Genomic DNA, 25,476 nt, shown 5'->3' on the forward strand with positions numbered 1-25,476 from the left:
TGATGGACTATAAAATTCACCCCAGCTCCACAATAGATTAAACACTAAAATTTCTAACGAATCGAGACTCATTTGGATCTGGATCAGTTGCGGTTCCTGAATTTGCATTACCATATATCCTGGCTAATGAATCTGCTGTTATGATTTTACGTAATATATCCTCGATTATAAAGTAAGTCTTATGAGCTGCGAGTGTAACAATTTTTTTATAAGTCGATTTATCCGTATTGCTGATCTGCCAGTTATCTACGTTATTGCCAAAGTTCCATTGAAAAAAATAACCACTTGGCTGGTTCATCAAATTCTGATCAATAATCTGAGGTGGAATACTTGAAGGGATGTCAATTTTAAATCCCAACAGCGTAGCTCCATCAAAGACTGCACGTTTGTATTTTTTTAAGAAATCCGTACCAGTTTTATTCTCCAGAATAAATGTATATTGATTTTCTTTATAATAGTAATTAAACGGTGTCCCAAAATCGGTTATTTTAACTGTAATTTCATCATTTGCTTTTGCTTCATATTCAGAAAAATTAAAATTCTTTAGTAATCCGGGCTTAAAATTAATTGGTGGTGACTGATACCCCGCATTATACATTGATGCTATATAGAGTTGAAATTCAATCTCTGCATAATATCCCTGCCTATTGGTAACACTTTTATCCTTAATATTAAAATCAATATTCTGAAGATATTTATAAGTAGACTGGTCATAAGTAAAGCCAATTAGAAATCCTTCTGTGTCAAATTTCAATTCAGTGAATTTATCATCTAAACGCACTGCCGTCCCATCAGTTCTTAATATTGTAACTTTTGTCATATCAACTCATTTATGAATGAAAACTGAGAATCTAATAATAGATCTGGCATATAATTACTGTATCTTTTCGAATAATGATATTTCCGGTCAATCGAATATACCATTACATCAGTTGCTGGCAGGTATAACTTCAGTTCTCCTACTGCCGTCTCCCCCACTATACCTGCTTTATATTTTTGATAAGTAATATTTTCGGCAGAGATTAATTCGTTTCCCTCTTCAAAAAGATCGATGAGGAAAAGCCTGGCATTAATTAAGCTGTTTGTGGTGATTAGCGCTTTAAGCAAATCGTTTTCTACCTGGGTAAGCCCCAGGATAATTTTATTGGGCGTACTGCCATCTTTAGCCAATAATTGTAACCCTTTAATAATTTCAGCACTATCGGTAAATGGCTGCAAACTATAATAAAAGGCATCGGGCAATTGGTAGGTTTTATTGCTGCCCACTGCACCCGAAACCGAAGGGTTGGATTTGGTATCGGGCGTAAGTGTTCCGCTTACCGAAAGTGCCGAGTTGAGTACGTCAACGGCTTCGGTAATGTAGGTTACCCGTTTTAACAACGGCGTAAGCGAATCTCCGGTTTCAATTACATCGTTAATATTTAAGGTTTGTACGGCAGAGATACCTATTTGTACCTTATCGTGATAATGGCTGATGAGTTTTACCTTTTGCGAAGAAAGCACAGCATAATCGCTATTTTCTGTTGCTTTTAACAATGGCGTAGCATTGAGCTGATCGAATACATCATCAAAAAAATTGGGTAGCCCCAATACGTTAGTGACAACATCATTGTCATCTGTTTCCTGCCCTAAAATATATGGATAGGTAGATCCCTGGTAAATGAGGATATTAAAACTGGCTATGTTTAGGCTGCCATTATCTCCGGCCACCGCAAGGTTGGCCAGTACAATGGTTTTGGTAAATAAACTCGGTGTACCATCAGTAGCGTTAGAGGCTTTTAAGCCTTCTGCATTAAAAAAGTTTTCTTTGGTACTGTTCACAATGTTGGCTACCTGTCCGTACAGCATGCTATTGGCTCCATTATCGGTAACCAATTGCAAAAACAAGGAGTTGTTTGCGGTAGCAGACGTGTGTGCAGCCTCATCTATGAGTAATGGCCAGCCATTGGTTTGGTAAGCCTGTTCAGTTAAAGTTGTTTCTACCGTACCCAGTTTTAAGCTTTTACTATCGGTACTGTTAATTAAATAGTTGCCATAAAAATTGTACGAACGGCAACGGTCGCTTTGGATATAGAGGTAAAGTTTGTTTTTGGTACTAAACTTACTTACTGCAGCAGTATAGATGGCTTCGCCCTTGGTAGCAGTGCCGTTAATGTTAACCACACCCGCAGCGGTATGGAAGCCATAAAAAGCGGCAATATCTAAAAACTGGAAGATCTGTTCTTTTATCCGTTTCTTTTGAAACTCGTCGGTTATAGTGTTTAAATTAATAATGGCTTCCGCTCCCCGGGCATAATTGAGATTAAAATTAAATTCGGCATTTGGGCCAGGCAACTGGTAATCGCCATAATTGAGTACCACATCTATGCCGCATTCGCCTGTAATAAAACTACCTAATGATGCTCCTTTGGCTATTAAAGGCAGCTCGAAAGCAGTATCATCCTTTTCTACAAACTGCCCGGCATTATCTACATATTCAGAATCTTTAAAGAAAAACTGATCGAGTGGCAAATTTGCCGCCTGGTGTGTAGGATCGAAACCAATGTATTTTGCCAGAAAAGCGGGCACATTTTCATTGTGATAAAAATCAGCAAAACTCTTATTGATTTTTTTTATAAAATCCGATACGTTATCACCGACCGCCAATACGTTATCACCCGAAAAGAAATCGCTCTTTTTTAAGCCACGGTAAATGAAATAACGGATATTTAAACCATTAATGGGCTGCTCGTAAGGACGTAAAATTAAATTGAGCACCTCGCCTCCAGCAGTTTGTGGCTGCACCAATATTACCCCCTTACAAATGGCGAATGCCTTCCCTCCCGTACTGGTAAACTTAGCTGTAAGGTTAAATTCGTTTTCGGAGACAGGCCCAAAGGCTTGCGCCGCCGTTTGGCTGACCGAAGCAGGATCGGTAAAAAAGTGCGATGTCGGAATAAATGGAGTCATGCTTAAAAATATCTTAGCTAAATGAGTTTATTATAAATACCAGTTTTTGGCCAGCCAATCGGCAATGCGTATAAGCGCCATTTCGTTACGGTCTACACCTGGCTGCTGTGATATTGAATATTTGCCCTGCGTAGGGATGTCTATCCGTGTGGTTACCTTATCTTTATAGGTGGTTACTACAAAGTTTTGTGCGTTAATGCCACCTGTAAAGTTTACCCGGGCCACCACAAGCCCCATAGCGGTACTAAATTCGTAGGTATCGTATTCTGGCCGCGTACTAATATCTTTAAACTCTCCGATAAGCGTTAGACCCTGATAAATCTGCTTGCCCTTGATGTATGGTGTACCAAGATGGTTTCTTTCTACCAATTTATACTCCATGGCAATTGGCGGGTTAACGCTTTTTTTAGCTAAAAATTCAGTAAACATTTTTGGATCGATTTGGTTGTTCACAATGATCCCGGACTGGCCGATCAGGGTGGCAAGAGATTTTTCGGTTCCCAGTTTACTCAATCTAAAAATAGCCTGTTGCTGGTTGGTTAGAAACGATAAGCGGTAATAATAAGAACCATTGTTATTACTATTTTCGGCAAAATCGGTGGCAATAGCGGCAATAATCAGTTTTTCACCATTAAGTGCATATATCTCATAAGTGCTGGTCAGACCAAAATTTTCCTTAACCTTATTTTTTACAATTTTGGCTAACTCCTTTCCATCAACCTGTATGGTTCCATCTTTAACGGCTACTTTTTGGGCCATTAAGCCTTGCCAAACCAATAAGCAACCTATTAATATAGTAACGGCTTTATATTTTATTGTTTTTTTCATTGTGAGCTATCGCTAAAGTTTTTCGATTTCTAATTCTAGCAAAGAGAAATTAAAATTGGTGGTATTGGTTTCTTTTGCACCCTGTTGCTGGTTGAAATAAGTACGTAGATTAATCCTTGTTCTAAAATTAGCCTCTTCGTTTGCAAGCATATTAAAATCCATGCTAAAATTTATATCAATAGGCAGGGTCATGCCTTTCGAGATAACATACTGTCCGGGCAAACAATATTCCGCTGCACTGTAACCACCTGCACTATTTTGCCCTGGTGCAATTAAATTAGTTTCAGCACCTCCAGTACGCGTAAACAAGAAGCTGATGGTTTGTTCATGATCGGCATCGCCACCTACCGGATTACAGGTTATATTGCCTACCAAACGGGCCTTTACCCGGTACACTCCTGCAGTAGGCACCTTGAACATTCGGGTATTGGCACCCCATGGCATTAAATTAGTGGTACCCTTCGTATTATCTATTACCACCGACTGATTATTCATGGTAGCATAAAATGCAACCTGTTGTGCACAATTCCCAGAGGTATAACCGGTTGTCATGGTAACAGGATAAGAACCACTGGTGCTCGATTTAAAGTGATAGTTTGGTTCTACTTCGCATAAGCTTCCATGATCATTGGCATATTGCTGTTTGTTATTGTTATAAAAAACTCTTGCCTGTGCATCAGCATCAGCCTGGCTTACCGTTGAAGTGAATGCACCATAAGGAAGAATATACAATACATAAGAACCTACGAAACCAGCTCCGCAATTATTTCTTTGGGTCTGTTCAATAATCGGGTTAGAAAGATAAATGCGTGGCGGAATGGTATAGGTTAGCATATCGGTTGGTACATTGTAATTGAAACGGATGATGGTAAATAAATCTGTTTCCTCATAACTGCCATTCGCACCTGGAACACTATAAGAACTAAATGAATTATACCCTACCGTACCTCCGCCAACTACACTCGGCACATAACTACCAGTACCACCAGACATAATCATTTTAGCTTCTCTGGTTTTTAAGCTGAAAGCTCCGCTTAAGCTTTGATCTGCCGCACCACGGCCTTTAATGTAAAATACAAAATCGGTTGTATTAGGATATTGTGTTATCAGCTTAGCTAAGTTAAACTCAAAGCGCCAGTTGTTGGCTGATCCCGGTATCAGGTCTGATGCCAGCATATAGGCGTTTTCAGCAATTACCGATACTGGTAAAAAGTTATTCCCGGTATAAACAGGCTGGTGGTTAACGGTTACTTCGGGATTATCAATCAAACCAATTACATTCAGGCTGGTATCATTGAATAGATCTACTACCAGAACAGCAGAATTAAACTGAGTAGTATTTTTAACGGTTACCTGTTTAGTGACCGGATTACCTGTAACCGGAGTAGCAGTAATGGTAAGGGTTTCATCGCTGAAACTGCTATCATTTTTAATAGTTGTTAATACATTGCCACTGAAACTAGCTCCTCCGTTAACTGTAAAAGTATATTTACTTGTTAAATCTTCTACAGTGTTATCTGAAAATTGCTGTAAAACGAGGTAAGTACCTGATTCGCCTTCGTTGATAAAATCAGGCCCCTGAATAATGATTGCAAGAGGTGCTTTGCAGGTATAAAAAGAATGGCTTTTAATGCCCGACCAGCCCTCGTTGCTTAATACCCTTACCCCTATTTTATGGCCACCACAATAAACCTTACCTCCAAAACTGGCTCCACGCTCATCGATTACGAGTACATCGTCTAAATACCATTCGTAGGCTAAAATACTTTGTTCATCAGCAGGATTACTAAAAGCAACAGTAAAATTAACAACGGTATCGCTAAAATATAGTTCACCACTCAATGTAAATGGTGGACCATAAAGGCAAAAATGATCAGGCATCGGTTTCTGGATTAACTTTACGTGTTTAAGCTTTTTCGCTTAAAGTAATAGTTAAAAATAGATCGAATTGTACCCAAACCGAAATGCCAGAAGCAACGTTTAAGTATTCTACGCTAACCGTTAAGTATTGATATATTTCTAGCCATTATCCGCATCTGTTAAATTAATTTTCGGATGAATGGAATCGCTGATGAGTTCCATTAAATTTTTAAGGGAAATGGTAAAAGGGACTGTGATCCGATCAAGAAGATAAAGATTCTTCTTTTTCCGGTCGATCTTATTTACAAAAGTTTTGTTAATGAGATAAGTTTGGCTGATCCGGATAAACTGATTGGAAGAAAGCTGCGTGCAAATTTTAGATAACGATTTGGCCAGCGTATGTTTCTGCCCGTTATGAAGGTTGATATGCGTGTAACAACCATCAGACTGGCAAAAAACAATTTCATCAAACTGTACAACATGAATATAGTCACTGTTGGAGATAATAAGCTTTTGAGCTGAGTTCTGTGTAGAGAGCATAGTCTTTAATCAATTATAGGTTTTCATTGTATGTGTCATTTGTGTAAAGGTTAAAAAACTGAGCACAGGCAACGTCATGATTGGATTAAGCCATGATAAACATTACTGTTTAAATGTTGACGACTAAATTATTTTAAAAACCTTTAAGGTTAAAGCATTTGTAAATCAGTAGAAACCAACTCAAAAAGACCAAAACAATAGTATTGGACAATAACAAAAACGCAATTAACCATACAAAATGGTCATAAAACGTATCATATTTGACACAATTAATCAGTCTAACTTCTGAAATTTTAAACTACATTACTATAGTTAGAAACTCTTTTTTAACCCATTTATTATCCGAAGAAATTTTAAACCAACTATTTTTTTCGTCGATGACAAATACTTCCTGGTTTTTGTAGATGGAAGCAACTTTGGGATAGTCGATTCCGGGGCCACTGCGTACATTTAAGGTATTGGCATTTACGGTGTAACGTGTTACATCTTTTGTGTATGAACCATTTACCCAATTACTGGCAGAAGAAGAAATTTTATACCATCCATTTTTGATTTCGTAAACCCTAAGGATAGCACCCAGTATAGCCGCTTCCCTGTCTTTTACTATGTTACTTTGGGAATTGGCTTCTGTTCTGATATTTAAAGTATCCGAAGCAACGTATACATATTTTAGTACGGGAATTTTAGGGGGCATAGCCGTTGTTTTTAAAACATTAGCTACCAGAGGCAGAAAGTACTTTTCGCAATCGGCCACCTTATTCCCCCAAAAGAAGTTCGTACCTGGACAGGTTTTGTTGTTCTTGGTTCCGTTGTTGCGTTCTCCTGTAGAAAGGTTGAACCAATGGTGGTAAACAATTTTATCACTATTAACGGGAATACTAAATTTTTTACACAAAGCGGCAGTGATCCTTACGATGGTTTCTTTATGTTCAGTTGTCATTGTATCCTTACCTAGATCGAAATTTCCCAAATTTTCTATACAGATCGCATTAGCGTTAAAGCCAAAAATACATGCGGAAGCTTGTTCTAAATTCCTCCCTGTTAAAATACTGCCATCAGGGAAGGTAGTAAAATGTTGTCCGATATCCATCCAGCCGTTATTATTCACATGGTAATTTTTCATGGCAAGCTGTAGCTCAAAATGGTTATCTCTTTTAAAAGAGATATAGCTTGGATTCCATGTATGGTGTTCCTGAATGTAAATAATTGTCCTTGCAACTCTTAAGTTTAAGAGCCATTTTTCAAATTCTGAGATGTCAAGTTTTGTAAAGCCTAATTTAGATGTCATAGTCGTGATTTTTGTTCTTTTGAGTAGACTTACTACTGTTTAGACGACGGTTTAAACAGCAATGAATGCGCTAAGAAATTTACAGCTTTTTTTCACAAAAGATAATATTATTTTTCAACGACCGTATAATCTCTATAATTCCATCTCAACTAATCTAAATGGTAAATAAAAAACCAATAATATTTACATTATCAAACTTAATCACCAGTTTGCATATTTATTAACTATCCCCAGCTAAATTCTATGCATTTTGGCCGTTTAATATCAAAAGATGTATTTAAATATAAGCTCCAATAGATCAACTAGCGCCAATTTCCCGTAGAATACGTACCTTAAAGTATATAGAATCACAACACAAAATCTTATTCCGGAGCTTAGATTTCGTCTAATAATGGTTAGATAGCTCAAATTGCTAAAATTTAAGGTTAATTGGAGATGAACGTATCGCCAAATTTTTTAGTTGATAAATGTTGGAACTACTAGAATGTTTAGTTGTTGAATATGCAAATGAGTTTATTGCTATTTGAAGGCAAGATAACTTTTAGAGCTATTGTCAAAGCCTCTTCTGTGCCTGATGATGCGATTTGCTTGAGGTGTGTACCAAACTTCATTTCAAACTGAGTACCCACCTTTTTACCATGCTTTCTGCAAAAAATCGTAATGATTTTCATTTCCCAATCAATTTATATTACATTTTGATAAAAAGGTAGTGAGAATAGTAAGGAATAGCATAGGTTCTACTTAATAATACATGAAATAATTTAAATAATACATTTACAATAACGTTTTCGTGTAAAAAAATATAAAATAATCATTACTTAATAGACTATTTAATACTTCAAATTAAGACTTGTGTAAAATTTAGAGAAAGAACTTTGAGTTGAATATTATGTAACTAAATTTGATTAATCCCTCACCTACGTTAATTAGATTATCCCATTTATTTTATTTGAATACCCGGGTAATTGTTTGCAATCGCGATTTGCAAACAACGAACTAATTTTAAACTACTTATTTAAACCTAAATGAAAAATCAAAAAGAAGCAAAACACCTGGGTGTTATCGTATGTTCATTCTCCCTATTAATTGTGATGGGATTATCATCATGTAAAAAGAATGGAGAGGATAAGTTATCAGACACAAAAGTGCCAACTGAATCAAAACTAACGAAAGCAGAAGAAATTCTTATTATGAAGGCCGGATTTTCGACTAACGATGCGGAGAAAATAGGAAATTCTTTTCTTGTTGAAGGGGATATCATGATGTCTAAAGAAGATCTTATACGCCAAAAGGAGTTGAGAAAAGGGCTGGCAGTAACTAACGGACCTAGTACTGAACAGTATAAATCTGGCTATACATTAGCTGCCAAATATATTAACAACGGTCAAATAAAAATTAAAGTTAACGGAGGCAATTTGCAACAACTTGTAACGGATGCCACTTTAATAGCAATTAAAAGATACAATGATCTAAAACTGAAAACCACTTTTGTACTGGAGACAAACCCAACTGCTACAGCAGACATTACAGTTAGTATGAAAGATCTTGGTGGCAGAGATGCTAATGGAGGCATCACCTTAGGCCAAGCGAGTGGATTCCCAACCGCAGATGGCACGCCTAGCCCTGGTTTTGCGCTTAATAATCAGTATTATACTTCCGCTTTCACCCCCACTCAGATTGCTGCTGTTATTGCTCATGAAGTTGGACATTGTGTTGGATTTAGGCATACAGATTATATCAATAGAAGATCATGCGGTATAGGATCACAAGGAGAACCAACAGTAGATTATCTCACCAATGAAGAAGAAACCGAATATTTATTGGATGCAAATGGCAATAGAATTCCGGATTTAACATTGACCGCCAGCTTAATCCCTGGAACACCAAAAACTGATTCAAGTTCATGGATGCGTGCATGTAATGCTCCCGGAGCGTTTACTACAAACGATAAAACTGCCATTTATTATCTTTTAGGAAGGCAATAACCGTTTCTTTTAACTTAATAACAGCGGATAAAAATCCTATCTAAATTAAAGGAGGCTGTGGAACATTTTTCTCACAGCCTCCTTTAATTGTTTTCAGGTAGATATTAATTAAAAGTATATTGTCTGATTGGCACAATTAAAAAGTTTGATAAGGCTACAGACTTTTATTCTATACAGATTTATGGTTAACCTATATAGTTACTATTTGCCTCGAACCACTTGGTAACCCCTATTAAAGCGGATACATTTCTACTCTAAATTTCTTAGCAATGATTTTGAATTCACCTCCCGTGGATAAAGTCTTAATTGTATAGCAGGATAAATTCTCATTAATTAGTCCATGCCACTTTTCATTAAACTTAATAAAATCAGTATCTTCATCTGAAGACTTAAATGCATCATCAATAGATTCATCTGCTACTATACCAAAATTCATATCGAACCGTGCCCAGTAAACATCTTCGAAAAAAAGTCTTCCAATGCCGCTGTTATACCAATCAATCTCAAAGATAATAGTATCGTGCCTTCCTGGGTTTGTTCTATCTATTTCAACTCTTTTTATTACTGAGTCATGCCAATACAATTCATCAAATTCCATATTGAGTAACGATTAATTATTGCGACTACGGCCATTTTGAAGTATCATAATTATGCTCTTTGCCATTATCTAATGAAATTGACTTTTTATTGGCTTGAGCATTAAGACCTTGTGTGGTCTAAAACCAAAAAGGCCACCTTACAGGTAGCCTTTAATGTGGTGGAGAATATCGGATTCGAACCGATCACCTCTTCACTGCCAGCGAAGCGCTCTAGCCAAATGAGCTAATCCCCCAGGTTATGGAAATTCAAATACTAAATATCTATTGACACAATTTAAGTATTGAAACAAGCTTCCGGCTTGTGGAGCAAAAATAGCAAATACTTTCTCGAATGCAAATGATAATTGATCTTTTTATCCAGGTAATTTCTTAATCCTTAAATTTAAAAGCAAACATGGCCATAAAACAAATGATTGCAATAGCCGACTGCATCGGGTAATTAATAAACAGGAAAAGAACAAATGTGGCAATTAATAACAATACAAAAAACATAAAGGCCTTAAATACAGAATCCATATAAAACATGGATACGATGGCCAGGATGTAAAAAGGAATGATAACGGCAGTGATAAACATCGCCGAAAATAAATTCCTAATATTAACCGAACATTAAATATTTTTTAGGTTTAATTCCTTAAAGATCTAAAACTATACGAGCTGTTTAATTTCTTTCTTGTTTAACAGATCCTGATATAACGTTACAAATTGGCCAACATGGTAACCATCCATTAAAGCATGGTTTACATGTATAGATACCGGCATGATTCTTTTCCCATTTTCATCCCTAACCTTTCCAAAAGAAATTTTCGGACAACTATCCTGATAGGAAAAACTCCGGGCGTGTGATAGGGAAGTGAAGTTTAACCAGGGCAAAGCCGAATAATGGATTACATTTTCTCCTGATGAAGAAGGAATTAAGCCTGTGGTTGATTGTACTTTTTCGATTTCTTGCGCTGCTCCTCTTCTAAAATCTTCGAAATCCTCGTGAAAATCTATATATCCGAAGCCGAATGTGCCGTTTGGTCTGTTAATGGTGGCAGCGGCATTAATGATGTTGTGTTTCCAAACTTCGCCGTCGATTATGCGGTAGCTAAAAGGTTCTACCTGATTTGCTGCAATAAGCGATTTATGCAAATAAAGCAGGAAGAATGAACGTTGAGTTTCTTTTGCTTCATGGTAGGTAGCCGTACAATCTACATCTACTGTAACGCCGAAGAAAGGTTCTTCAAAAGCGCTAAAAAATTTAAAATGATCTTTTCTGATCCAGGTTTCTATATCTATTTTTTCTTTCATTCAATTAATTTTGGTAAAACCTCAGACAGGCTTTCCATCTGATAAAAATTCTCGTGTTCGATGGTATGTTCAATGCTTTCGTGTATCCAGGTGGTATGAAAAGGAATGTGTACCGCGTGGCCACCAATATTCAATACTGGCAACACATCCGATTTTAATGAATTGCCCAGCATTAAAAATTCTTCTGGCTTACAATCAAGATGTTTAAGTAATTTTCGGTAATCACTTTCCTGTTTATCGCTCATAATCTCGATATGGTGAAAATAATGATCAAGACCTGATTTGGTAAGCTTACGTTGCTGATCCAGTAAATCGCCCTTGGTAGCCACCACCAATCGGTATTGCCCATGCAAGGTTTTGAGTACATCTTCTACACCTTCGAGTAAAACAACGGGTTTATTGAGCATTTCTTTCCCCAATTCTATTGCTTTTCCCATAATTATGGGGTCAATTTTCCCCAATGTTATGTTTAAAACGGTTTCCATCATACTCAACACAAAACCTTTAATACCGTAACCATATAGGGGTAAATTGGCAATCTCAGTTTTATAAAGTTCGGCCAGAATGCTGTGCCGTGGCATAAAGTCTTCTAAAAGACCCGCAAATTGCTCTTCCGTTTCGCGGAAATAGGGTTCGTTTACCCAAAGGGTATCATCAGCATCAAAAGCAATTACAGTAATTTGATTTTTCATTGTTATGCTTACTTTAGTGCCGCAAAAGTAACCCAAGAGATCGTGTTAAAAAAGGACATTTGTCTCGACTATATCAATATGCTACGGACCAACCTTACTTTCTTATCTTTTATTGAACGATTCTGTTTGGAAAATAAAGAAGAAAAAATAACACTAAAAAGCTTTAAGGCAGGATATAGATTTATAGAGCAGGGAGAAAAAATAAGCAACATTTACATCATCAAGGAAGGGATAAGCAAATGTTTTATTTCTGAAGAAAATGGTAAAGATTTTATTATCGAATTTTTAGGTAAAGGGGAAGTGGCCGGCGAACTCGAAGCTATTAAAAAGATAGATTGTTTATGCACCGTGGCTGCAATCAGTGATGTTACCGCCTATGTTATCCCTGATTTTCTATTCCTATCCCTCATAAACAGGAGTAGTGAATTTACTACAATCCTGCTTCAGGAATTATCCACCAGAATTATACAAACCAGTACAAGGGCATCTTTTCAACAACTATATACATTGGAATATGCACTATTAAAATTACTTAAACTGCAGGCCGACGAACATATCTCCATCTCCAAAGAAGACATGGCTGCCTACCTCGGCATATCAGTAAGAAGCTTTAACAGAAGCTTAAAGCAAGTAGTGGATAAAGGAGGTTTTGATACGCCTGAATTTGAAAATATACTGCTGTTGCCCAACATGAAAAAGCTGGTGGAAAAACTTAAATAATTGCCTCATTTTATGGTATAATTATTGCAAGGAATATATTTTTAATTTAACTGTAACGTTTTGCTGTTTAAACCCGTTTAGGTTAATAAAAAAATGCGCGGCTTTGCGCAATTGCGACTACACCAACAACCACATATACAAATGAAACAAAACCGCCAATACAGCTTAAAATTTCCCAGTTAATCAGTATTGAGGAACCGATCTATTCAGAATAGATTACTCCGACTTATGATGATATCCTTAACTATCATTTATATAACGCGTAAACAAACCGTTTAACGCAATTTACTGATTATAGCTAATCTAATTAAAATGAGCGCTTACATTAACATTTACACAAACTCTTTAACCGACGACCTCATTCCAACAATTTTAAAACGTTTGAACGAACACGAAAATGTGTTAGACATCAATTCGTCCTTTTCATTTAGAAACCCTAACGGAAATTTACCGATCGTTTTTAAGTGGGATAAACCAAGCCTGGAAATATTTAACGAAAACAGCCTTAAGTTAAATTTCGCTGTATCGCTTAAATCTTTCGACTTAAAAGAATACAAGAAAAAGCTTTTTAAAGAAAAAATCATTAAGCAGAGTCTGGTTCAAAAGATTTTGGGATTATTTAAAAAGAAAAAAAGAAAAGTTGCAAAACCGGTTAAGCTAAGTGCTGAGGTTGAAGCAAAACTTCAAAACTACAACAAAGTATTTTCGCTTAAATACCATTCAGGTGATGTTTTCGAAAATCACTTTGCAACCCTAATCGGTGCAATAATTACCGAACTTACAAATGGTGTTTGTCATTTTACACAAGAGAACATTTGGTACGATTCAAAAAATGCCTTAACAGAATCACTTGTGAACTTGTACACCCTGGAAGAATTGCCAAACCACATTAATAAAAATGCAGTAGCAGTTGCCATCTAGGTTAATATTTTAAGCCAATATTAATTTCCGGTTTCACCGTGAATTGATATTGGCTTTTATTTTATCATCCTTTTTGCCGGATTCCTCCTTCAATACACGGCCAGCCATTAAACATTTCCTGGCTAAACTTGTTAATTAAATTTAACACAAACAAGTATGGCCGATAGCTTAATAATTAACGGAAGCGCCAGGTTGAATGGCAATACGCAAAAATATATCAGCAAACTTACCGAAGAAATTGCTTTTGATCAGATTAACCTGTTAGAGCACCATTTTCTTCCCTACAATTACGAAAACCAATACCCCCCGGAAGATTGTTTCGAAACCTTTGCCAAAGAAATATTGTACCACAAACACTTAATTTTTGCTACTCCTGTTTACTGGTACGCCATGAGCGGAAGAATGAAAAATCTGTTCGACCGCTTAACAAATTGGGTAACCTTAAATAAAGATGTGGGCAGAAACCTGAAAGGTAAAACCATGCAATTAATTGCAGTTGGCACCGATGCTGACTTGCCTGATGGATTTACCACGCCATTTTACATGACAGCGAATTACCTGGAGTTGGATTATAAAGGCCACTTGTATTTTAATTCGGATGATAGGCTTAATGATGATGAATTTGCCGAAATGAGGAAATCTTTCTTTAGTTTTATAGCCATATAATAGCTGTTTGTTATCGCTCAAAAATTTATTTATCCAAAAATTCTATTTAAAGCAAAAGCATGAACGTAGAAGAAGTTTTTAAGAACAATGAAAAATGGATTGCCGATAAACTGGCCATCAATCCTGATTATTTTACAGAATTATCCAAAGGGCAAAGTCCTGAGTTTTTGTATATCGGCTGTTCTGATAGCCGTGTAACCGCCGAAGATTTAATGGGTATCCAACCGGGGCAGGCTTTTGTGCACCGAAATGTTGCCAACCTGGTAAATAACGTGGATTTAAATGTAATGACGGTTTTAAATTATGCCGTGCGCCATTTAAAAGTTAACCATATTGTGGTTTGTGGCCATTACAACTGTGGAGGTGTTAAAGCAGCCATGCAGCCAGCAGATTTGGGCATTTTAAACCCCTGGTTAAGAAATATCCGCGATGTTTACCGCATTCACAAAGATGAACTGAACGCCATTGAAAACGAAGATTCGCGTTATAACCGATTGGTAGAACTTAACGTACAGGAACAATGCGTTAACCTGCTAAAAACCGCAGCCGTGCAGGAAGCTGTTACCGCACGCGGATTAACCGTACAAGGTTGGGTATTCGATATACATACCGGCCGCTTAATCGACCTGAAAATTGATTTCGAGAATATTTTGAAGGATATTAAGGAGATTTATAACCTGTATTAAATGTTTGGGTTTGGCCTGGGGAGCGTTTGGTGTCCAGGGCTGCACAAAAAACAGATATTTGAAATAAAGAAGTCAAGTTTTTTTTAACTTGACTTCTTTGACATATAAATCTTAAATCATCGACTATGAAATGCAGAATAAGGATTTAACCTACCTGCCCATCCAACCGCCATCAACGGTTAAAATTGTTCCATGCACATAATCACTTGCTGCAGAAGCCAGAAATAATGTCGGTCCTTTAAAATCTTCTGGTGTTCCCCATCTTCCGGCAGGAATACGGGATAATATAGAGGTGCTTCTATCCTGATCTTCGCGCAATGCAGAAGTATTATCGGTTGCAATATAACCTGGCGCAATGGCATTTACATTTACGCCTTTTGATGCCCATTCATTAGCAAAAGCTTTGGTTAAAGATGAAATTGCACCTTTACTTGCCGCATATCCAGGAACGGTTATACCACCTTGAAACGACAATAAGGATGCCGTAAAAATCACTTTTCCACTACCCCTGGCAATCATTTCGCGCCCAATTTCGCGGGTTAAAATAAACGGAGCAGTTTGGTTTACTGCAATTACCTCATCCCAATATTCATCCGGATGCTCAGCAATTGGTTTGCGTAAAATAGTACCTGCATTGTTAACCAGAATATCAATAACGGGATGATCGGCCTTTACCTGCGCAGCAAATTCAAGCGTATTTTCACGTTTACCAAAATCGCACTGGTAGGCATAAAACTTTCTGCCTAAGGCTACAATTTCCTTTTCTACAGCACTCCCCTGCAATTCTAAACTTGCAGAAACACCAATAACATCGGCGCCTGCTTCGGCCAGTGCTAAAGCCATTGCTTTCCCGATACCTCTTTTACAACCGGTAACTAATGCAGTTTTACCTGCTAAATCAAATATGTTCGACATGTTTTTTAATCAGATAAATTGCTTCTTATTTCAGTTCGGTAATGGCACAGTGGTCCATATCGCCATAATCAAGGTTTTCACCAGCCATCCCCCAAATAAAGGTATAATTGCTTGTACCAGCACCAGAGTGGATAGACCAGTTTGGCGAAATTACTGCCTGATCGTTCTGCATCCAAATGTGGCGGGTTTCTTGCGGCTGCCCCATAAAATGGCAAACACTTTGCCCTGTTGGAACCTCAAAATAAAAATAAGCTTCCATTCTCCTGTCGTGCGTATGCGCCGGCATGGTATTCCACACGCTACCCGATTTTAACTCGGTCATACCCATCTGCAACTGGCAAGTTGGCAACACGCTGTTTACCAATAACTTATTGATGATCCTGTGGTTCGCTGTTTCGGGTGTACCCAATTCTACAATTTCTGCTTCAGCCTTGCTTACCTTTTTGTTTGGATAAGCGTGGTGTGCCGGGGCAGAATTGATGTATAATTTAGCGGCTTCACCAGGAATTGCAGATTCGAAAAACACCTCTTTAGCACCTTTTCCAATGTAGAGAGCTTCTTTATAGTCCAATTCGTATTTTTCGCCATCAGCAGTAACAATTGCTTTTCCGCCTACATTGATAATACCAAGCTCCCTGCGTTCTAAAAAATAGTTTGCTTTTAAATCATCAGGATTCGGAAGGGCTATTTTCTGATCAACAGGCATAGCACCACCAACAATATACCTATCGAAATGAGATAAGGTTAAATTTACCTGGTTGGCCTCAAATACGTTTTCAATTAAGAAATTATCCCGCAAAGCTGCGGTATCCATTTGTTTAACTTCTTTGGGACTTTGCGCGTAACGGCTTTCAAATTTATTCATTGGTTAAAAAATTGAGTTTTGGGATAAAAATCTGACTCATATTTCAGATCCTATCCGCAAATATATTTATACGATACTTAATTTTGGTATTAATACTCAACTTTATAATCCTTTTTAATGGTTTCTCCGCCCCAGGCTTTCAAACTCGTCCATGGCGCAGGTGCATCCGTCCAGAATTTATTATCAGCGGGCAGGCCCAAAGTTAAAAAACCTAAAGTTGCCATATATAAACTTCCGGTTGAGGTATAGGTATCGGCCACTTCTGGTTGATGACCGTTAAAACCCAACACTAACCAGCCTTTATTGTCGAAATTCTGGTTTCCATCATAAAGTTTATGCATTATAGCAGTTAAACCACCGCGAACCTGTGCTGGTTTTACATATTCGGGCAATTTTTCCATTAAGGCTGTTTGAGCCAATGCCTGAAATGCAGCTGTACGGTAGGTAATCGATCGGCCATAAGCAGGGTAAGTCCCTTCCGGGGAAATAATCCTTTCTAAATATTCCGAATAGCGCACCATTCTTTTCAAGGCGAGGTCGTAATCGGCCTGCGGTGCTTTTTTCTTATCAACCAAAACCTTTAAAAGATCAACAAGCATCGGATGGATCACGTATGAGTTGTAATAATCCATGCTAAATTTTTCACCGTCACTGTACCAGCTATCTCCCACATACCATTCTTTCATTTTGTTGATCGAAAACTGAACACGTGCAGGATCATATTGCTCGCCAATGCTCAGCAAAAAACCTTCAGTTAAGCCAGAAAATAAGAGCCAGTTGTTATAGGCCCCGCTCCTGGTGCGTAAAGATTTAAATTCTTCTATAAATCTTTTTTTAGTCGTTTCATCAAGCGGTTCCCATAATGCTTTTGGGGCACGCAAAAAAGCATGCGCCACATAAGCGGCATCAACAATCGGCTGACTTTCTGATCGGTAACTGATGTAATCCGGACTTTCGGGATTAACCGAATTGGCCAAAGCTTTTAAAAGTTCGGTGCGCATGATTTTTCTGAGTTTTCCTTCAGGGGTTTCATCATCCGGTAAAGCCAGCCAGGGTGCAACCCCAGCAATGGTACGGCCCAAAGCTTCCAGATAGGTAACTTTTGCTACGTTTAGGCCATAGCCTGGCGCTTTTTCTAAAGGCATATTTTTCTTTAAAGTTTCGTTTGCCAGGTTATGAATTACCGGATAAGCGATTCTGTTTAAGGTTTTGACCCAAAAAACACGGTCTTCTGCCCCTGTTACAGGTTTCTTTTGTGCATAAGCAAACTGAGAAAAAATCAGCAGGGCATAAAAAATTAGTTTACATTTCATTTTCATTATAATGTGGGTGATAAAACTCAATTTTAGATTAAATTATTTGGAGAGCGGGTTTCTATGCTACTATTCAGTTTCTTTACGCTTTCCGGATCTAGGCAGCATAGCAGGCCTTACTATTACTAGTTGGATGCTTATCCGACAAACATGAGTTTCTGAAAGTCTTTGCACAAACCCAATGTTCATAAACCCGGTAGTAGCGGCAGCCTCCGATTCTTCATCGGAACTATAGCGAATAACGGGGCTACCGGCTCCGAAGCACTGCTGAACCTAGATTTCCGAATAAAACAAAAATTCATTATCCGGCTAATCCAGAACAGCTATTCCGCTTAAACCTGTATTTAATATCCTATAAGTACCATTTTTTATACCTTGCCAAGGCCTCTAAATAATAATAATCGGCATAAATTAAAGGTACATCAATTTCACTGTTTAAAGGATAGGCACCAGTACTGTGCATCAATAAAAAGCCTCCGTTTTCGCCCAGCTTTGCATGGTATTCGCTGCTTGAAAGAGAATAAATCATGGTTTCGGCTGCCGATTTAAATTCTGTTTTCTCACTTCCGGAGGTATATTGACCCAGCTCCAATAATGCCGAAGCCATTAATGCACCCGCAGAAGCATCCCGCTTTGCAAACGGAATACCCTGTGCATCAAAATCCCAGAATGGAATTTTATCTGCAGGCAGGTTTGGGTGGTTAAGAATAAAATGTGCTATACCTTTTGCCTGTTTTAAATAAACCGGATCTTTAGTAAAACGGTACATCATGGTATAACCATACAGCGCCCAGCCCTGTCCGCGTGCCCATGCAGAGCAATTTGCAGCACCCTGCCATGTCGCTTTTCTAATTACAGCTCCTGTTTCAGGGTTATAATCAACCACGTGGAAAGAGCTGAAATCGGGGCGGAAATGGTTTTTTAAAGCCGTATTTGCATGGATAACCGATATTTCCTTATACTTTTTATTGCCTCCATTATCACTCACCCAGTTCATCATTTCAAGGTTCATCATGTTATCGATAATTACGGGGCATTCCCATAATTTACTCTTATTCCACGATTGGATTGATTTTACTGCCGGGCGGTAGCGTGTAGCCAACGATTCAGCCGAGCGCTCAATTACAGCCTTATATTCTGGCTTACCGGTTAATCGGTAAGCGTTGCCAAAACTACAGTACATCATAAATCCCAAATCGTGGTTGCCAGTATACGTTTGGTTAGGCTCAATTACTTTTAAAGCTTTCTCGGCCTCCTGTTTAACCTCTGCATTTTTAGTCTGTTCGTATATGTACCACAAACTGCCAGAGTAAAAACCGCTGCACCACCACTTAATGTCGTAATTTACAGGTTTCCCTTTCTCAAAAGTTTGTGGTGTTTTTCCTTCGGGAATATTTTTACCCAGCACTTTATATTGATCAAGGGCGAATTTAAATTCATCGTTAATTAACTGGGCCATAGGCTTCTTTGCGGTTTGGGCAAATGAAACCGAACTGCTTAACAACAGCAATGCGACAGCGAGATTGATTTTTTTCATAATTAATAGTGTGTATTATTCTTTAATTTTAAAAGTTGCCGTTGCACCCGAAAGTGGGCCGGCAGGTAGATTACAATTTATATTTTGTGGTTTTAACATGGCCGGTAGTTTTAAAAGCACATTAATGCTTGCATTTTGCTGCGCCGGATCTGCGATGTAAAGCGTAGGGTTTTTACCATTTATATTTTTAATGTAAACCGTACAAGCCTGATCTACACGGAGTGATAAGCCATCTGCAGTCAGCGTTCCAGGTTTATAAAAGACGACTTGCAACATATTTAAACCAATGTGTTTTACCGCCTGTATCTTGTCGGTATTTTTTAATATCTCAATCATCGATCGGTTATACTTTTTTAATCCGGCTACATCTATCCCTGGCACAACAATATATTGGTAACTGCCATTTTGTGGATTTTGACCATGGTTTAACCACATTTTAAAAACATTATGCTTTAACTCGGTTTTACTTTGAAAATGGTTAATGCGGTACCAACTTCCACTTTGGGCTTTAGTGCTGATTTCCAAATTCCCACCATGGGGAAAAATATACCCAATACTATCGTGTATTGCCCAAACTTCGCTTTTGCCATTTTTCTGTATGCCGTTAGAAGTTGATACGTTACCACGCAACCATACCTGATTGATTGTGGTGGTGATATTTTGTATAGCATTGCTGTTAATCCCGGCACCTAAACAAACCACTTCCTGATCAAAAAAGAACCATGCCTTTTTAGCCTGAACGCTGTCATAATTCAAATCATAGCACGAAACGCCATAAACGCCATCACTTACCCCGCCCACAAATTTGGTGCTGCCAGGTATACCCCATTCTTTTAATACTGTTGCGCCACTGTCATCAGCATAATCCCTGCTGGTAGTGCCCGGAATTTTATCCCATTCCCAAACGGGCATTAGGTTTGCATATTCTGACCCGTTACGCTGAATATTTGTTGCCCCATCGGGGAGAAATTTCCCCAATATGTTTTCATTGTTGCCACGTTCCGTTCTTAGCGTTCTGCTCGATGCCGTTTGAACACTGAAAGTATAAGCCTTACGGAGGTGCAGGGTGTAACCACTTTTCCAATATTGGCTATGGGAGGCTGTTATTCCGTAATCAACAGGTTTTTTGCCTGATGTTCTGAGTTGTGCTGCATCCCAATAATCGGCATTTTCGGGGTCGAACAGTTTAATTTTGCCTACCATACCGCCCATGCCGCTACTTAATGAGTCTTTACGACTAATCCCCCGTCCGCGTACATTAAAATCATAAAACGATCCCCTTACCGTTTTGAGGAAGGTATTTTTGAGGTAATTAACCAAAATAGCCAGTTGATCTTTTGGCAGGGCATATTCCGTTCCACGTAAATAAAAAGCAGCATTAACCGAATTTCCGGCGAATACCCTGCCGTAACTCGCAATGGCCTGCTGTTTACCATGCTGGTAGTAACTTCCATCCACCTGAACGCCTTCTTTTCCATCTGCAGTGGCTATCGGTTCGAACAGGTATTTCGCGGCAGAATCCAAGGTTGCCTTATTTTGTGTTAAGCAGGCCCTGTAGAGATAATGCAATGCCTCATCAGAGGTATTGGCACCATCACCGGTTTTTAACTTTCTGATCGTTCTATTAACCAAGGCATTTTCTAGCTCAACAGGGAGTTGCGTTTTCGCATTCCGCATTAAAATTAACGTTTGGCCAATGGCCTGTGGATAAAAAATATCGTTGTACCACCAGTTTTTGTTCTTTGGATTTTTATCCAGCCAGTTCTGCAAAGCTTTCACAATTGCACCATACAACTCTTTATTTTGATACAGCTTATTTGATTGCCTTATATAAGCAGTTGCCATATCTTTTATCCTGTTTAGCGGATCGTATTGCGCATCTGCATAATTAATATCCGCCCAGCTTCCATCTGGAAGTAATGCCGGCAGGTTTTTATTTATCCTTTTTGTTAGCACGCCATCGTTTATGCCTACCTGCAAATCCAGATTGATACGCTCCATAATAATGGTATAGGGTTTTTGCTGTGCGCTTACAAAAAAGCAGCTTAAACAAACAAAAATTACCGATAAACTTATTTTCAACCCGTTATTTTTTATCCTCACCATCATTTTCTACGGTTTAAAGGAGTTTTGTAAACCCTAACATAATCTACCTCATATTTTAATGGTAAAATCGCTTCTTTTAATGGCCCGCCCAGCGTTCCCTGCCTGCCCAAAGCCAGGTTAAGCAGCAGGTAAAATTCTTTCCTAAAAGGATTGTCGACTGCGTTATCTGCTTTTTTAACATCAAATACCATATACTTCAAATTATCAAAATAGAATTCAATTTTATCTTCATCCCAATTAATGGCATACACATGAAAATCTTCCCATGGTTTACCCACCACAGGTTTTTCCCCCTGGTGTTTATAGGTATTGGTAGAATCTGCATAATGTACCGTTCCGTATACCTGTGTAGAATCTTTACCCACAAATTCCAAAATGTCAATTTCGCCGCAATTGGGCCATTTTACCTGACCGCGGTTGGTACCCAGCATCCAAATGGCGGGCCATGCACCAACACCCTTACATACTTTTGCCCTAACCTCTACCCGGCCATACTTAAAATGCTGCTTCCCTAAAGTAATTATACTGGCTGAGGTAAAATGCGCACCTTCAAATTCTTCCTTTTTTGCTTCTATTACCAGTTTTCCATTTTCTACCCTGGCGTTCTCCAACCTGTTTTTTGTATAAAACTGTGGCTCTTTATTGCGTACAAATCCTTGCTCGTAAGTCCACTTTTTAGCATCAGGCAAACCTGTATAGTCAAATTCATCGCTCCAGATCAATTTTCGCTTTATGCCATCGCTTTGCGCAAAACAGTTATAGCCAACCAGACAAAACAGGAAAATTAATAGTTGTTTCTTCATAAAAGTATTTTGTAAATGCGGCTGGCATTAAACTGGTTAAGCAGCCGCATTTGTTGTTAAAGGATAACCTTAATATTAAATTCCTTTGTTGTTGATTTACTTTGGTTGGGATTAACATTATAAGCCACAAAAGTTGCCCTGTATTTACCTACAGCAGCATATTTATAAGCGTATGAGGTGGTAGCAGATGCGGTTATGTTTTTAACCGTGGCGGTTGCAATATCTGGAGAAACGCGACCAACATACAGTGCCTTACTTACAATCCAGCTGGTGTTTGTTGGAAGCGTAGCCGCGCCGCCTACAATGGTGAGCGCTGTAGTAGTGGCTACCCAGCGCGCGCTAGCCGGTGTCCAAACGTTGCCATAACGTGTCCAGTATGCATTATCACTTGCTAACGAACTTAAATTAAAGCTATAATCGGCCAATACATTGTTTACCGTATAATTGGTAATGGTCCAGGTTCGCTGTGTTGAGCCTGTTACGCCCGAATACTTAAAGGCAATAAAAAGTGAATCATTTATACCACTTACCAGATCAGCTAAATTAATATTGCCTGTATTTACTGCGGTGGCACTTGTAGCCAATGGTGTACGGGCCGTAATGTTTGTCCATGCTGCATTTACAACCGTTGCTGAATCTCTTGAGGGCAGCCTGTTGGTAGCCAGAACCTGCAAAGTATTGGTTTGTGTACCAAACTGGGCAGTACTCGTAAAAGATAGCGTTGGTATGCCCTGCGCCATTGCCCTATCTCGGTACTCGTACTTATTGCCCGGGGTACCGCCCCAAAAAGCAATATTATCGGCATAGCCATCAAGCGCAAACTTACAGGTATCGCCCAGTTTAAAAACCAGTGTATCGCCAATAGCGGCACGTGCATTAATAAGGTTAATGCCAGCGGTTGGTGCATCTGTTGTAAGGTCTTTCTTGCATGCGGTAAAAAACAAAAGTGCAAGCAAACCTATATTGAATAGATATTTCATCTTCTTTTTCATTTTTGATTTGGTTAATATCCAGGGTTTTGAGTTAAATCCTTATTTAGGTTTAACTCGTAGGTTGGTTTCGGGAGCAGTACATGCCTTTGGGTGATTCCGGTAATTCCGCTATAACCAACCGCATTGCCTGTTGTTGCTGAAACGCCGTTGGCTACAGCGTAGTTGGCAAAGTTTTGCATATCGCCCACAAAATTGCCCCAACGGATAAGGTCGGCCTTGCGGTAGGCCTCAAAGCATAGCTCGCGCATACGTTCATCTCTAATCGCCAATTGAAAATCGGCTTTGTTCAGTCCTGGTGTTAAAAGGTATTCGCTACCGTTTGTAATGCTTGCAGTAGCTGTTGCAGTAACTCCAGTAGTTGGTGCAGCAATGCTCACCGTTGGTGCACTGGTAAAATACGGACCTGCAGCTGTTAAATTCCCCCTGCTGGTTAACTTAATTCCGGTTACCACGCCTCCTGTTGATACTACCGCTACCCCGGTAGCACCCGAGCCACCGCCACCGCTAATGGTTACCACAGGAGGGTTGGCCGAATTATAACCTGAACCTCCGTTTACCACTATAATATTTTTTACAATATTACCATACATGGTTCCGTAAGCCCTTTTCCGCACTTGATTGATGGCATCGTAAGCGGCAGCCGTTGGACCGTTAAGCTGATTTTCGGCTTCTGCTTTCATCAATAGCACATCCGAATAACGGATTACAGGCCAATTGATATTGTAACTACCCAAATTCCTTGAAGCTTCCGGACAGTATTCGCGGCGGAATTTACCACACATCATTTGCCATGGATTTGGCTTTTCTGTTTTACTCCTCACGCCAGTGGTTGTATTTACCGTCCAGATAAAATCAGCACAGTTCCAATCTCTTCTCGTATCTAACGATGCTTTGTTTACCAATGTGCTTGTTGGCTCTACCTCGTAACTATCAAATAACTTTTTGGTGGTTTGTACCCAGCCAACTGCCGAATAAGATGCGGGATCGAAAGTGCCGTTAACGGTAAGAATAGCCGATTGTATGCCCACAAAGTTTCCGATATCGTTACCTGTTTTATTGGTTACACCCGCAGCAGCCCCTGCCGATCCCCATTCTAAAATATCTTCCTTTACATCATATTTATCTTGGCACAAATTGATAAAAACCTGCTTATAATCCGGATTTAAGCCATGCAAGCCAGAGCTGATTACTTTATCAGCATACAGCACCGCATCGGCATATTTAGTGGCATCATTGGTTGGATAACCCGCCCAATATAGGTAAACGCGTGCCAACATGGCCTGTACAGCCGTTATGGTTACCTGGTCGTTATAACCCAGGCTTGTGGCCGTTCTGCCTTGCATTAAGGTTTCGGCTTCTTTTAAATCGGTAACAATCTGCACATAAACTGCTGACTGCGGTGAAGCCGGAATATTGGTTTCGGCAATACCCGGGCTATGCAGAATTACCGGCACTGCACCAAAATTTGTAGTGAGGATAAAATAATTGTAAGCCCTTAAAAACAAAGCCTGTCCTTTAATGTAACCGCGTTGTTTTTCATCCATTGTTGGCTTGTTAATGTTATCAATCAGCACATTTGCATTGTTAATGCCCAAATACGGCCAGCGCCAAACATCGGCAACATAAGCATGCCCGGCATCGTACGAATAGTATAAACCACGTGCCTCGCCGTTTACCGGCCGGTTCGGCAACATTTCGTCAGTTGCGCTTACAAAATTAAAGTTCAATACCTGCCCGTACATCCGCTCATACATCATATTGCTGTAAATACCGTTAAGTGCCACCTGCAACTGATCTGCTGTTTCGTAATAATTAGATGGGCTGTAGAAATCTGTTGGTTCAGTATCTAAAAATTTTTTGCATGATGATGATAATGCCATCACAAATAAAAAAGCCAGAATATATTTATTTTTCATTG

Annotated in this window: 23 protein-coding genes and 1 tRNA gene; 5 read left to right on the forward strand and 19 right to left on the reverse strand. The window is 38.8% G+C overall.

Features of this window, described 5'->3' with window-relative positions; translation table 11 throughout:
- Window positions 1–37: 37 nt before the first annotated feature.
- The 7 genes from AC0IWE_RS15045 to AC0IWE_RS15075 all read right to left on the reverse strand — a co-directional run bounded on the left by AC0IWE_RS15045 (window position 38) and on the right by AC0IWE_RS15075 (window position 8,136).
- Window positions 38–820 (reverse strand): hypothetical protein, encoded by a 783-nt coding sequence (locus AC0IWE_RS15045; RefSeq protein WP_471793701.1) that lies wholly within the window; start codon window positions 818–820, stop codon window positions 38–40.
- Window positions 817–2,949, reverse strand: coding sequence for a hypothetical protein (locus AC0IWE_RS15050; protein WP_471793702.1), 2,133 nt, complete (start codon window positions 2,947–2,949; stop codon window positions 817–819). Before AC0IWE_RS15050 ends, AC0IWE_RS15045 begins: the two co-directional genes overlap by 4 nt.
- 30 nt (window positions 2,950–2,979) lie before the next feature.
- Window positions 2,980–3,777 carry a hypothetical protein gene (locus tag AC0IWE_RS15055; protein ID WP_471793703.1) on the reverse strand — a complete coding sequence of 266 codons (798 nt, stop codon included), beginning with the start codon at window positions 3,775–3,777 and terminating at the stop codon, window positions 2,980–2,982.
- Window positions 3,778–3,789: 12 nt separating this feature from the next.
- Window positions 3,790–5,658, reverse strand: coding sequence for a DUF5977 domain-containing protein (locus AC0IWE_RS15060; RefSeq protein WP_471793704.1), 1,869 nt, complete (start codon window positions 5,656–5,658; stop codon window positions 3,790–3,792).
- Between the two features lie 138 nt (window positions 5,659–5,796).
- Window positions 5,797–6,177, reverse strand: coding sequence for a LytR/AlgR family response regulator transcription factor (locus AC0IWE_RS15065; protein ID WP_057932813.1), 381 nt, complete (start codon window positions 6,175–6,177; stop codon window positions 5,797–5,799).
- A gap of 298 nt (window positions 6,178–6,475) precedes the next feature.
- Window positions 6,476–7,465 carry an SH3 domain-containing protein gene (locus AC0IWE_RS15070; protein ID WP_471793705.1) on the reverse strand — a complete coding sequence of 330 codons (990 nt, stop codon included), beginning with the start codon at window positions 7,463–7,465 and terminating at the stop codon, window positions 6,476–6,478.
- Window positions 7,466–7,953: 488 nt separating this feature from the next.
- Window positions 7,954–8,136, reverse strand: coding sequence for a hypothetical protein (locus tag AC0IWE_RS15075; RefSeq protein WP_471793706.1), 183 nt, complete (start codon window positions 8,134–8,136; stop codon window positions 7,954–7,956).
- A 354-nt stretch (window positions 8,137–8,490) separates the two neighbouring features.
- Between AC0IWE_RS15075 and AC0IWE_RS15080 the strand changes: the two genes are divergently transcribed.
- On the forward strand, window positions 8,491–9,450 hold the full coding sequence (locus AC0IWE_RS15080; protein WP_471793707.1) for a M57 family metalloprotease: 960 nt from the start codon (window positions 8,491–8,493) through the stop codon (window positions 9,448–9,450).
- 232 nt (window positions 9,451–9,682) lie between these two features.
- Here AC0IWE_RS15080 and AC0IWE_RS15085 read toward each other — a convergent pair whose 3' ends face one another.
- The 4 genes from AC0IWE_RS15085 to AC0IWE_RS15100 all read right to left on the reverse strand — a co-directional run bounded on the left by AC0IWE_RS15085 (window position 9,683) and on the right by AC0IWE_RS15100 (window position 12,034).
- On the reverse strand, window positions 9,683–10,048 hold the full coding sequence (locus tag AC0IWE_RS15085) for a hypothetical protein (protein ID WP_471793708.1): 366 nt from the start codon (window positions 10,046–10,048) through the stop codon (window positions 9,683–9,685).
- Between the two features lie 157 nt (window positions 10,049–10,205).
- Window positions 10,206–10,282, reverse strand: a tRNA-Ala gene (locus AC0IWE_RS15090).
- Between the two features lie 415 nt (window positions 10,283–10,697).
- Window positions 10,698–11,342, reverse strand: a complete 645-nt coding sequence (locus AC0IWE_RS15095) for a CatA-like O-acetyltransferase (RefSeq protein WP_471793709.1) — start codon at window positions 11,340–11,342, stop codon at window positions 10,698–10,700.
- Window positions 11,339–12,034, reverse strand: coding sequence for an HAD family hydrolase (locus AC0IWE_RS15100; protein WP_471793710.1), 696 nt, complete (start codon window positions 12,032–12,034; stop codon window positions 11,339–11,341). Before AC0IWE_RS15100 ends, AC0IWE_RS15095 begins: the two co-directional genes overlap by 4 nt.
- A gap of 78 nt (window positions 12,035–12,112) precedes the next feature.
- On the opposite strand from AC0IWE_RS15100, the gene AC0IWE_RS15105 reads away from it, so the two are divergent.
- The 4 genes from AC0IWE_RS15105 to AC0IWE_RS15120 all read left to right on the forward strand — a co-directional run bounded on the left by AC0IWE_RS15105 (window position 12,113) and on the right by AC0IWE_RS15120 (window position 15,027).
- A complete protein-coding gene (locus AC0IWE_RS15105) occupies window positions 12,113–12,754 on the forward strand; it encodes a Crp/Fnr family transcriptional regulator (RefSeq protein ID WP_471793711.1) in 642 nt (213 codons plus the stop codon).
- A gap of 312 nt (window positions 12,755–13,066) precedes the next feature.
- Window positions 13,067–13,675 carry a hypothetical protein gene (locus AC0IWE_RS15110; RefSeq protein WP_471793712.1) on the forward strand — a complete coding sequence of 203 codons (609 nt, stop codon included), beginning with the start codon at window positions 13,067–13,069 and terminating at the stop codon, window positions 13,673–13,675.
- A gap of 156 nt (window positions 13,676–13,831) precedes the next feature.
- Window positions 13,832–14,341, forward strand: a complete 510-nt coding sequence (locus tag AC0IWE_RS15115; protein ID WP_471793713.1) for a flavodoxin family protein — start codon at window positions 13,832–13,834, stop codon at window positions 14,339–14,341.
- Between the two features lie 59 nt (window positions 14,342–14,400).
- Window positions 14,401–15,027 (forward strand): carbonic anhydrase, encoded by a 627-nt coding sequence (locus tag AC0IWE_RS15120; protein WP_055911385.1) that lies wholly within the window; start codon window positions 14,401–14,403, stop codon window positions 15,025–15,027.
- A gap of 150 nt (window positions 15,028–15,177) precedes the next feature.
- Here AC0IWE_RS15120 and AC0IWE_RS15125 read toward each other — a convergent pair whose 3' ends face one another.
- From AC0IWE_RS15125 to AC0IWE_RS15160, 8 genes are all read right to left on the reverse strand, one after another.
- Window positions 15,178–15,942 (reverse strand): SDR family NAD(P)-dependent oxidoreductase, encoded by a 765-nt coding sequence (locus AC0IWE_RS15125; protein ID WP_055911387.1) that lies wholly within the window; start codon window positions 15,940–15,942, stop codon window positions 15,178–15,180.
- A 25-nt stretch (window positions 15,943–15,967) separates the two neighbouring features.
- Window positions 15,968–16,807, reverse strand: a complete 840-nt coding sequence (gene kduI / locus AC0IWE_RS15130; protein ID WP_471793714.1) for a 5-dehydro-4-deoxy-D-glucuronate isomerase — start codon at window positions 16,805–16,807, stop codon at window positions 15,968–15,970.
- Between the two features lie 89 nt (window positions 16,808–16,896).
- The gene (locus tag AC0IWE_RS15135) at window positions 16,897–18,120 is read right to left on the reverse strand and encodes a DUF2264 domain-containing protein (RefSeq protein WP_471793715.1); all 1,224 of its coding nucleotides are present in this window, start codon (window positions 18,118–18,120) and stop codon (window positions 16,897–16,899) included.
- Window positions 18,121–18,472: 352 nt separating this feature from the next.
- Window positions 18,473–19,657, reverse strand: coding sequence for a glycoside hydrolase family 88 protein (locus tag AC0IWE_RS15140; RefSeq protein WP_471793716.1), 1,185 nt, complete (start codon window positions 19,655–19,657; stop codon window positions 18,473–18,475).
- A 15-nt stretch (window positions 19,658–19,672) separates the two neighbouring features.
- Window positions 19,673–21,739, reverse strand: coding sequence for a polysaccharide lyase family 8 super-sandwich domain-containing protein (locus AC0IWE_RS15145; RefSeq protein WP_471793717.1), 2,067 nt, complete (start codon window positions 21,737–21,739; stop codon window positions 19,673–19,675).
- Window positions 21,740–21,762: 23 nt separating this feature from the next.
- Complete coding sequence (locus tag AC0IWE_RS15150) at window positions 21,763–22,566, reverse strand: glycoside hydrolase family 16 protein (RefSeq protein ID WP_471793718.1); 804 nt, start codon at window positions 22,564–22,566, stop codon at window positions 21,763–21,765.
- Between the two features lie 56 nt (window positions 22,567–22,622).
- Window positions 22,623–23,558, reverse strand: a complete 936-nt coding sequence (locus AC0IWE_RS15155; protein WP_471793719.1) for a DUF5017 domain-containing protein — start codon at window positions 23,556–23,558, stop codon at window positions 22,623–22,625.
- A gap of 11 nt (window positions 23,559–23,569) precedes the next feature.
- Complete coding sequence (locus AC0IWE_RS15160; protein WP_471793720.1) at window positions 23,570–25,474, reverse strand: RagB/SusD family nutrient uptake outer membrane protein; 1,905 nt, start codon at window positions 25,472–25,474, stop codon at window positions 23,570–23,572.
- Window positions 25,475–25,476 lie beyond the last annotated feature (2 nt).

The organism is Pedobacter sp. AC402, assembly GCF_979252805.1.